At 44.2% G+C, this 9,363-nt stretch carries 9 protein-coding genes and 1 pseudogene; 2 read left to right on the plus strand and 8 right to left on the minus strand.

Annotation, left to right across the window (positions count from 1 at the left end; genetic code table 11):
* The 8 genes from A9236_RS09570 to A9236_RS09605 all read right to left on the minus strand — a co-directional run.
* Positions 1-450 (minus strand): transposase (locus A9236_RS09570; RefSeq protein WP_143070630.1); only part of this gene is annotated, 450 nt, incomplete at its 3' end.
* Between the two features lie 420 nt (positions 451-870).
* Positions 871-1,866, minus strand: a complete 996-nt coding sequence (locus tag A9236_RS09575; protein WP_161485622.1) for a tripartite tricarboxylate transporter substrate binding protein — start codon at positions 1,864-1,866, stop codon at positions 871-873.
* A 22-nt stretch (positions 1,867-1,888) separates the two neighbouring features.
* A complete protein-coding gene (locus tag A9236_RS09580; protein ID WP_071465992.1) occupies positions 1,889-2,527 on the minus strand; it encodes a carbon monoxide dehydrogenase subunit G in 639 nt (212 codons plus the stop codon).
* 26 nt (positions 2,528-2,553) lie between these two features.
* Positions 2,554-3,288: an enoyl-CoA hydratase/isomerase family protein gene (locus A9236_RS09585; RefSeq protein WP_071465993.1), complete on the minus strand. Its 735-nt coding sequence runs from the start codon at positions 3,286-3,288 to the stop codon at positions 2,554-2,556.
* Positions 3,289-3,324: 36 nt separating this feature from the next.
* Positions 3,325-4,140 (minus strand): alpha/beta fold hydrolase, encoded by an 816-nt coding sequence (locus tag A9236_RS09590; protein ID WP_083393522.1) that lies wholly within the window; start codon positions 4,138-4,140, stop codon positions 3,325-3,327.
* Positions 4,141-4,142: 2 nt separating this feature from the next.
* Complete coding sequence (locus A9236_RS09595) at positions 4,143-6,542, minus strand: xanthine dehydrogenase family protein molybdopterin-binding subunit (protein WP_071465994.1); 2,400 nt, start codon at positions 6,540-6,542, stop codon at positions 4,143-4,145.
* A complete protein-coding gene (locus A9236_RS09600; protein ID WP_071465995.1) occupies positions 6,535-7,020 on the minus strand; it encodes a (2Fe-2S)-binding protein in 486 nt (161 codons plus the stop codon). The genes A9236_RS09595 and A9236_RS09600 overlap by 8 nt, the downstream gene beginning before the upstream one ends.
* Positions 7,020-7,901: a xanthine dehydrogenase family protein subunit M gene (locus A9236_RS09605; RefSeq protein WP_071465996.1), complete on the minus strand. Its 882-nt coding sequence runs from the start codon at positions 7,899-7,901 to the stop codon at positions 7,020-7,022. The genes A9236_RS09600 and A9236_RS09605 overlap by 1 nt, the downstream gene beginning before the upstream one ends.
* Before the next feature lie 163 nt (positions 7,902-8,064).
* Here A9236_RS09605 and A9236_RS09610 point away from each other — a divergent pair, with 163 nt between their 5' ends.
* A complete protein-coding gene (locus tag A9236_RS09610) occupies positions 8,065-9,012 on the plus strand; it encodes a LysR substrate-binding domain-containing protein (protein WP_071465997.1) in 948 nt (315 codons plus the stop codon).
* A 161-nt stretch (positions 9,013-9,173) separates the two neighbouring features.
* A pseudogene (locus tag A9236_RS09615) lies at positions 9,174-9,363 on the plus strand (IS5/IS1182 family transposase); the annotation flags it as partial.

A 9,363-nucleotide genomic window follows, 5' to 3' on the forward strand; every position in this document is an offset into this window, starting at 1 on the left:
CACTGCCTTGAACTTACTGCCATCGACTGCCACCATGGCTTCGGTAAAGAGATTCATCTGACGGCACAGTTCAATAAACTGGGCGCAGACTTTACGGATGGCTTTGCCGTTCTCCCTGCGGAAGTTCGCAATGGTTTTAAAGTCAGGAGCTAAGCGGGTAATGAGCCACATGAGTTCAACATTACGTAGCGCTTCAGTTTCAAGGCGACGAGTCGATGCAATACGGTTAAGGTATCCATAAACATACAACTTCAACAGCACTGCAGGATGATAGGATGGCCTACCAGTATCAGCAGGAACTACTCCTTCAAAACCTAAGCTGGCTAAATCAAGCTGGTCAACAAAGAGGTCAATGACGCGTACGGGGTTTTCTTCGGTAATGTATTCGTCAAGCAGCTCAGGTAATAAAGTACTTTGGGTTCGATCTTGGCCGACAATGAATCGTTTCATTTTCATGAACATCCGTTAATTAGTGATACTTAATTAACGTTTGAGGGTGCTTAGGTGTTTACAAAAACAGGGGGATTATTGGGGGTTTTTACACAGCCTCGACCCGCAAGAGACAGAGGAATTTTTTGAAAAAAAATTGGCTGCAATGATCTCGTTAGCGCCATCACGCTTATCAATAATTAAATGCTGTGAGAAAGCCTCTCCTAATTTTTGCGCAAATACTCTAGTCAGAATATAAGCTCAGCCGCCCGGCGGATAAGGGGTAAGTAGTTTAATTGGCCTCGAGGGCTAGGCATCTACAGCAAAAGTATTTAGGCAAACATCCACAATCCAATCAAGATGCTTAGCAATAAAAAATGTAGCTTTTCTCATTCTACAAATTTACCCTTCGTTAAAAATCAACTGCAGATAATTTATAAACTATTCCAATCTCACGCCACTCGCTTTCACGGAATCCCCCCAATACTTATACTCACTACGCAGATAAGCTTGAGCTTCCTCAGGACTTTTACTTGTCCGTGGGATTAAGCCAACCGATATAAGGCTCTGCTCTACCTCTGGGTTACTCATCACGGCCGATAGTGCCGCAAATGTAGAGCTAATAATAGGCTTTGGAGTGCCGGCAGGATAAATAATCATCAGCCAAGTTACAGCATTAATATCTTTAAAGCCAAGCTCTCTTAAGGTTGGAACACCTTCAAATACCCCGCCAATTTGCTTGGAGCTTCCAATGGCCAGTGCCCTTAATTTTCCAGACTCTACATATGTACGAACAGATGAAGCGGTCTCTAAGGCTATAGCAACGTTTCCTGACATCACATCGGTTAAGCCAGCAACACTGCCTTTATATGGCACATGGGTAATTTTTATACCCGCATCTCTCTTAAGCTTTTCCATCGCCAAATGGGAAACGGTGCCATTCCCAGAAGACGCATTTGTTAATTGATCTGGATTTGTTTTGGCATAACTTATTAGATCCTTAAGATTTTTAAAGGGTAAATTTGGGTTGCAAACCAAAACAAAAGGTAGATCTCCAATTAGTCCGGCAGGCTCAAAATCTTTTAATGAATCATAAGCCACGCTTTGGTATAGGTGTGGATTGGTTGCGATTGCTGACATATGAATAACTGACATTACACTGCCATCAGCTGGTGACTTAGCTAGAGCACCCAATGCTATGCTTCCACCTTGGCCGGGGCGATTATCAACAATATAACTATTCCCAGTAAAGGCGCCCAACTTATCGGCCAATATCCGCGTTACAGAATCAGTTGCCTGGCCTGGTGGAAAACCGATAATTATCTTAACTGTCTTGCCGGATCTGTCTACCTTTGATTGGCTGAAAGTTAAGGCGCTAAAAAGCCCTAGCAATCCCCCAACCAAAATTCTTCTTCTATTATTTATTTTTATATTCAATTTGTCTCCTCCACTTTTATCTTTAATTCATAATTCGCACGGAAGCTATTGCAATTACCGCGCCTGAAAATAAGGCAACAATCAACCACCAAGCTGGGACCATCTGCCCTAACCCTTGCTCTCTTTGGATGATGGAAACACCTGCCTTACTTGCGGAAGCGCCCACCAATGGTTTCAACACGTTTTTCGTTGGAGTCACAGGAATAATTTCAACCCCGATATCTCCGCTTAGTTGCTTTCGAAAAGCAACAAAAAAATCATCCGCAATTTTTTTTGCAACTCCTTCAAGCAACCGAGCGCCAACTTGAGCCAACTTCCCCCCAACTTGAACGCTTGCTTGATATGTGAGCTGAGTCTCGCCGCCAATTGTTCCCAGGACTACATCTGCAGTACCCTTACCGAATCCAGCAACACCCCCCTGCCCTTCAAATGCCATGTGGCAAGAGGTTGGGGTTTTGACTTCACTCATTAAAAGCTTGCCTTTAAATTTAATTTTCAAAGGTCCAACTACAGCCATCAAGACCATCTTGAATTCTTCAGGACTTACCACTTCGACTGATTCGCAGCCTGGTAAACACTTCTTCAAAATTTCTGGATCAAACAATGAGTCCCAAACATTCTTTTGGGGCGCATTGATTAGCTGCGTACCGTTAATTTCCATGGGTGCCTTATGTCTTTAAAGGTAGGTTAATGAGGTTTTTTCTTCATTGCAGCTGACGTATTAACCATTGAGTGCAATGCTCTTGCGTAATCGATAGCTCCTTGGTCATCCATGCGTGGCGAAACTCGCATATATTCCTTGAGTCCAAGAATTGCTGGACGTGGGCGGCTTAGCAATAGATTGCAAAAGCGGTCTACTTCCGCATTCAATTTATCAGCCGAAACTATTTGACTTACAAGGCCATAGGTCAATGCTTGCTGTGCATTAATAAAGTCTGCTGAATAGGCCATCCACAAAATTGCGTTGCGATTCAAGCGATCGTAAACAGCTGACATCACCATCGTTGGCATGACGTTATGTTCAATTTCAGGAATATTGAAAGTTGCTTTATCACTTGCAAATGAAACATCACTCAATGCGGTGATCGCCGTTCCAAAGCCCATAACTCTTCCCTCTAATACTGTAATTACCGGGATTTGACATGCGCGAATAGCCCTATAGCTACCGAAGATTGAATCGTATTCATCTCTACGTGTATAGGCTTCAGGCGATGCAGGCGGGAAATCTGGTCCGCGAACGCGGCCAGTACAGAAATCTGGACCAACTGAGCGAATTACAACCATGTCGGATGTTTCATGTGCCGTGTTAAGAGCTTGAATCAAAGAACCAGCCATTTGATCTGATACACCATTGTCATCTGGACGATTAAATGTAATACGGAGGATTCTTCCGTCTTGTTTAATCTGAATTTGTTCGCTCATAATATTTCTCCTAACTAAAAATAGGTTTGTTAAAAATTAAATGCCCTTCAATACCTGTAGTAATAAATCATTAAAACAACTGCTGTTATCTATATTTGGAAGGTGTCCAGAGCCCTCTATAACTTCGAGTTTTGAACCGGGGATTAGCTTTTGAATTTCTGCCATAGCTTGCGGCAGAGGGCCGTCGTTACTACCCACCAATAGTGTTGTTGGAGCAGTAATTTGATTTAGGCTTGAAAGGTAATTCAATCCTTGAATAGCTCTAGCGCAACCAACAAACCCATTGATAGAGGTATTAGTTGCAATTGTTAGTAACTTATTAGCTACCTCTGGATTGGCTTCCACGAAAGCTTTACCAAACCATCTTTCGATGGTCGATTTAGCCAGCGCGCCACATCCACTTTCTTTCGCTATAGCAATACGCTCATCCCAAGGAGCAGAGAATGCAGGCGGGGCATCTGCGCGCGCATCACAAAGAATGAATTGATGGAAGCGATTCGGATAATCAATTGCCAAACCAAACCCAGTCATACCACCCAAAGATAAGCCAACATAGTGTGCTTTATCTATGTTCAAAGAGTTCATAGCCTCGATCGTGTCTACCACCAAATCCTTCATTGAGTATGGGGGATTGGTTGCATCAGATTCGCCATGACCTCTTGTGTCCATGCGCACCACTCGATAACCATTTGTGACCAACAATTCAGCCTGCTCATCCCACATCTTGCTTGAAGAAAGAATGGAATGAGACATGAAAACCACTGGCTTGCCCTCTTCACCAGAGACGTGCAGGGTAATTCCAGCCTGCATCGTTGGCAAATACTTTTTGAATTGCTCTACTTTTACTGACATGTTTAGGCCTTCACAGCGCCAATACCCACATTAATTGCGCTCCAAAGCGCACTTGGGGTCATTGGCAGCGTATTGATTGAGATGTCTTTTGAGGCAAGCGCATCATTAACAGCGCTGGCTATAGCCGCCGGGCTACCAAGATAACCAGCCTCACCCGATCCCTTTTGCCCAAATTCTGTCAATGGTGATGGAGTGCAATGGTCAACAATCGTGATGGATGGAACTTCATGAGCGCTAGGTATTAAATAATCCATGAAGGTACCTGACAGTAGTTGGCCTTCATCGGAGAAGCTAAACTTCTCGAATAATGCTGCGCCCAGACCATGAGCGATGCCACCATAAGTCATCCCATGAACAACTCCAGGGCTAATCATGACACCACAATCATGTCCACACACATACTTGTGAATAGTTACTTTGCCAGTGTTTGGATCAATACTAGCCAAGATCACATGCGCCTCGAATGAATGGCAGGGATACATCTGGACCCTGCCATCTTCAGTTGGAAGCTTTCCACCCGTAGGCACTTCCCAGACGAATTTCTCTTGCAGGCCAGGCTCCATACCCTCTGGCAACTGATGGTATTTACGATGAGCAATATCGACGAGCTGATCCCAACTCATAGATTTGCCTGAATTACTAATGGAAGAAAAGGTGCCGCTGTCATATTGAAGATCTTCGACAGGGGCGCCCAGGTTATGGGCTGCTATCTTTGATAACTTCACTCGCAATTTTTTAGCCGCCCCAGCCGCAGCGCCACCCAACATGATTGCCATGCGACTACCTACGGGACTATTTGATGGAAGCGCATTTAACGAATCAGCATGAAGTACGCGAATGTTATCGGGCTGATGATCAAGCACCTCGCCAACTACTGTTGAAACTAAGGTTTCATGGGCTTGACCGGATGAAGATGTACCCATTAAAGCGGTAATGCTTCCAGACAAATCAATACGGACCAAGCAGGAGTCCATCCATGTAGTGGTCTGATTTTTTGGATTAAAGAGTGGCTCGAATGACGAATTTCCACCTGAAGGCTCTAAACAAGTTGACATCCCAATACCAGCCAACAATCCGCTTGCACGCAAACGATCACGCTCGGCAATTAAATCAGAGAGCGGGGCTGCATTAAGAGCCTTCATTAGTACCGTTTCATAGTCACCAGAGTCATAGCTGGTGCCACTTGGAATCAAGTATGGAAATTCATTTTTTCCAATGAGGTTTTTTTTCCTCAACTCAATACGGTCCATATTCAGGAAACGAGCAATTCGATCGACCCCGGTTTCAATAGCATAGTTAGTTGGTGATTGTCCAAAACCACGCACAGCTTCTTGTGGGGTCTTATTGGTCATTACGGCAATTGCTTCGTATTCAACACTTTGAATGCGATAAGGACCAATAATTGCACCGACCGGCTTACCAAGCTGTAATGGGGAGCGGCCTGAGTATGCGCCGATATCGTCAATTGCCCGCATCTTCATGGAGCGAATAATTCCCTCCTTAGTAAAGCCCATCGTAACGTCAAAAATTCGATCAGGGCCTTGCATATCCCCGCCACGCATATTTTCTAGCCGGTCCTCAACAAAGCGCACTGGACGATTGAGCTTGCGAGCTAAATATGCAACCAAAATAGAGTGCTTCAGACCGCGTTTAACTCCGTAACTGCCGCCCACATCAATATCGAAATGAACGCGGACAGCATTTCCGTCCAAACGAAGTGCCTTAGCCAATTGATCTGGAAATTTAGGCATCTGGATAGAAGCCCAAACATCCATAATTTGTGTTGAGTCATTCCATTCACATGCAACGGCAAAGGTTTCAATAGGAACGGTAGAGTTCCTTGACCAACGTGCACGATATGAAATTTCATGGTCGCACTTGGAGAAATCTTCCTCAACTGGGCCCCAAACAAATTTTCGTTGAAAAATAATATTGGAGCCTTGGGCCTCATGAACCAAAGGTGAGGATTTATCCATGGCAGCTTCAGGATCAACAATATGATCAAACTGCTCATATTCAACCTCAATTAATTCAATTGCGTCCTCTGCGATAGCTCGCGTTTCCGCCACTACAGCAGCAACCCATTCGCCCGCATATCTAGCCACATCAATGGCCATTGGGTAACGCTTAACTAATGGAGCATCTACACCCGGTAATGTTGGATCCGTATCGGCGAATAAGTCAGCGCCAGTAACGACAGCATGAACACCTGGAAGGCTTAATGCTGCACTTGCATCAATCGACTTAATCTTGGCGTGGGCATAAGGACTTGCCACAATGGCGACGTGCAACATATCACGCAAATGAATGTCTGCAGCATATCTGCCCTGACCAACTACAAATCTACGGTGCTCAACAGCACGCCTTTGTTTACCTATATATTTAAATTTCTTTTCAGTCATGACTACGCTCCTTACCGGTAGCGTGTAAAACTGCATCGACGATTTGTTGGTAACCGGTACATCTGCAAAGATTTCCGCTAATAGCCTCGCGTATCTCTTCCTCGGTTGGGTGCGGATTATTCTTTACTAGGTCATGGCAAGCTACCAACATGCCTGGAGTGCAATATCCGCACTGCATTGCATGGCATTCACAAAATGAATCCTGGATATTGGATAATTGGCCACGGGCTGGCGCAAGCCCTTCTACAGTTGTAACCTGCATGCCATCCGCCTGCACCGCAAACATACAGCAAGATCTAATTGGGTCGTCATTTAATAGAACTGAACAAGCTCCACATACCCCATGCTCGCAACCTACATGGGTACCAGTCAAATGAATTTCATCACGAATGAAATCGACCAAAGTCATTCTTGGCTCAACCTCTTTTGAATAAAGAGTGTTATTCACAGTGATCTGGACTAATACTTTATCTACCATTACTTGCTTCCCATTGCGTTTTCAAGAGCTTCAATTAGTACTCGAGCCAACAGCGTTGACCCCAGACTTTTTCTAAATTGAGCCGTGTTGTGTGTGTCGCTACCCGGATCACATTGTTTAATTGCTTCATTTGCCATTTCTTGCGCCAGTTGAGTTGTTAGCACTTTCCCAACAATTTTTTCTGCAAGCTTTGGAAAGGCTTTTGGGGCGCCATTAACACCACCGGCTCCAAAAGCAATACGCCTAACTATCCCTTGTGCATCAACCTGAAGCTGGCAGGCTGCTGATGCAATAGCAAAGTCACCCTTACGTATCGACACTTCAGTAAAGGCTGTGCCAATACCCGAGCCACTCCAAATTGGGAAATCAATCGCCACTAAACATTCTGTTTCAGCGATTGCCGTGTACATTGGACCAAGAAAAAATTCTCCTGCCTCTACAGAGCGGACGCCACTAGCTGCGCTTTGTAGATGCATTGTTGCCCCCAATACTTGGGCAGCCAAAGGAAGCTCAGCAGATGGGTCTGCAAATGAAAGACTTCCACCAATGGTTCCCATATTACGAGTTTGGCTATGCCCAACCCAGTTGAGTGCTTTTTTAACTAGCGGAACTGTTTTATCAAGAGATGAATTAAATTCAATATCACGCTGCCTTATACAAGCCCCAAAGCGGATAGTTTCCCCATCTTGGGTTAATTGCTTTAATTCATCAAGCCTGTTGATGTCGATTAATAGTGATGGCCTTGCAAGTCGCATTGCCATCATCGGGACAAGACTTTGACCCCCGGCTATCAACTTGGATTCAGACCCAACTTCTTCCAAAACACTTAGGGCATGCTCTAAGTTTTCAGCGCGAACATAATCAAAAGTAGCGGCTTTCATTGGGTATGCACCAACCTCTATAGAGACAAAAAATATATGAATACAACTTATTGACTGTAGATTTTGTTCGTCGATAGGGTTGAAGGCAATGTAATATTACTCATGCATCATGAATATTTCTCATGAGATAACCATATAAGTTACTGTTTTTAAAGGATTTGAGATGAGGAAAATTCCTCCATTAAACGCTATCAAGGCATTTGAATCTGCAGGTCGTCACAATAGCTTCACTAAAGCCGCCGAAGAGTTATGCGTTTCACAGGGGGCTATAAGCAAGCAAGTTGCCGTTCTAGAGGAGTGGCTCAATACACAGCTATTCCTACGTACCCAATCTCAGCTAAGGCTGACTGAAGCAGGACAGGAGCTCTTAGCAACTGTTACGCCTGCCTTTGACCGCATTGCCTTAACAACCATGCGACTAACTGAACGCTCTACAGAAGTTGCCACCCTAAATGTAAATGCACCCCCAACATTTACTATGCGGTGGCTAATTCCCCGCATCTCCTCATTTCAGAGATTACATCCAGAGATTGAAATTAAGCTCACAACTTCAACTGCACCAATAAATTTTAGAGAATTCTCGTACGACATTGCGATACGGGGCTTTCAAGAAGAGCCCGAGATGGATAACTCAACTGCATTTATGTCGGAAACAATTTTGCCAATTTGTCACCCAGATTTACTAAAAGGGAAAATCATTGAATCTCCAAATGACATTAGTAAATTCACGCTAATAACCTATGACACTGCACCAATGAAGTGGTCTGAGTGGGCATCTTCAGCTGGAGTTGGCGGCTATGGACCCGCAGTTACCCCACTTCAATTTGAACAGATGTACTTTGCACTTCAAGCGGCAAATGAAGGATTGGGAATAGTTCTTGCCCCTCTATTTCTAGCGGCCGACGACATTTCTATCGGTAAGTTATGTGCTCCATTTGGGGTAATTGGAGCTAGGCAAAGAAAATACTATGCAGTATCGAGAATAAAGGCTAATGAAAAGCCAATATTCAAACTTTTCCATCAATGGCTTCAAGAAGAAAGCATTAAGACTGAAATGAAGATGGGGCAATTACTAGAAGGGAATGAGTTAACTCAATCAAAGGCTAGTTAAGAAAATATCAATTGACTTGACTGAGGTGGCGGCAAAGTAACTAGAGGGGATCTTATTGGCCGAGGCTGTGTAAAAACCCCCAATAATCCCCCTGTTTTTGTAAACACCTAAGCACCCTCAAACGTTAATTAAGTATCACTAATTAACGGATGTTCATGAAAATGAAACGATTCATTGTCGGCCAAGATCGAACCCAAAGTACTTTATTACCTGAGCTGCTTGACGAATACATTACCGAAGAAAACCCCGTACGCGTCATTGACCTCTTTGTTGACCAGCTTGATTTAGCCAGCTTAGGTTTTGAAGGAGTAGTTCCTGCTGATACTGGTAGGCCATCCTATCATCCTGCAG

This window comes from Polynucleobacter sp. QLW-P1DATA-2 (assembly GCF_001870365.1).
GTDB lineage: Bacteria > Pseudomonadota > Gammaproteobacteria > Burkholderiales > Burkholderiaceae > Polynucleobacter.

Excerpts from the sequence above, each read along its gene's own strand:
- A9236_RS09610 (WP_071465997.1), top strand. The coding sequence starts at position 8,065 with ATGAGGAAAATTCCTCCATTAAACGCTATCAAGGCATTTGAATCTGCA.
- A9236_RS09590 (WP_083393522.1), bottom strand. The coding sequence starts at position 4,140 with ATGTCAGTAAAAGTAGAGCAATTCAAAAAGTATTTGCCAACGATGCAG.
- A9236_RS09585 (WP_071465993.1), bottom strand. The coding sequence starts at position 3,288 with ATGAGCGAACAAATTCAGATTAAACAAGACGGAAGAATCCTCCGTATT.
- A9236_RS09605 (WP_071465996.1), bottom strand. The coding sequence starts at position 7,901 with ATGAAAGCCGCTACTTTTGATTATGTTCGCGCTGAAAACTTAGAGCAT.
- A9236_RS09595 (WP_071465994.1), bottom strand. The coding sequence starts at position 6,542 with ATGACTGAAAAGAAATTTAAATATATAGGTAAACAAAGGCGTGCTGTT.
- A9236_RS09580 (WP_071465992.1), bottom strand. The coding sequence starts at position 2,527 with ATGGAAATTAACGGTACGCAGCTAATCAATGCGCCCCAAAAGAATGTT.
- A9236_RS09600 (WP_071465995.1), bottom strand. The coding sequence starts at position 7,020 with ATGGTAGATAAAGTATTAGTCCAGATCACTGTGAATAACACTCTTTAT.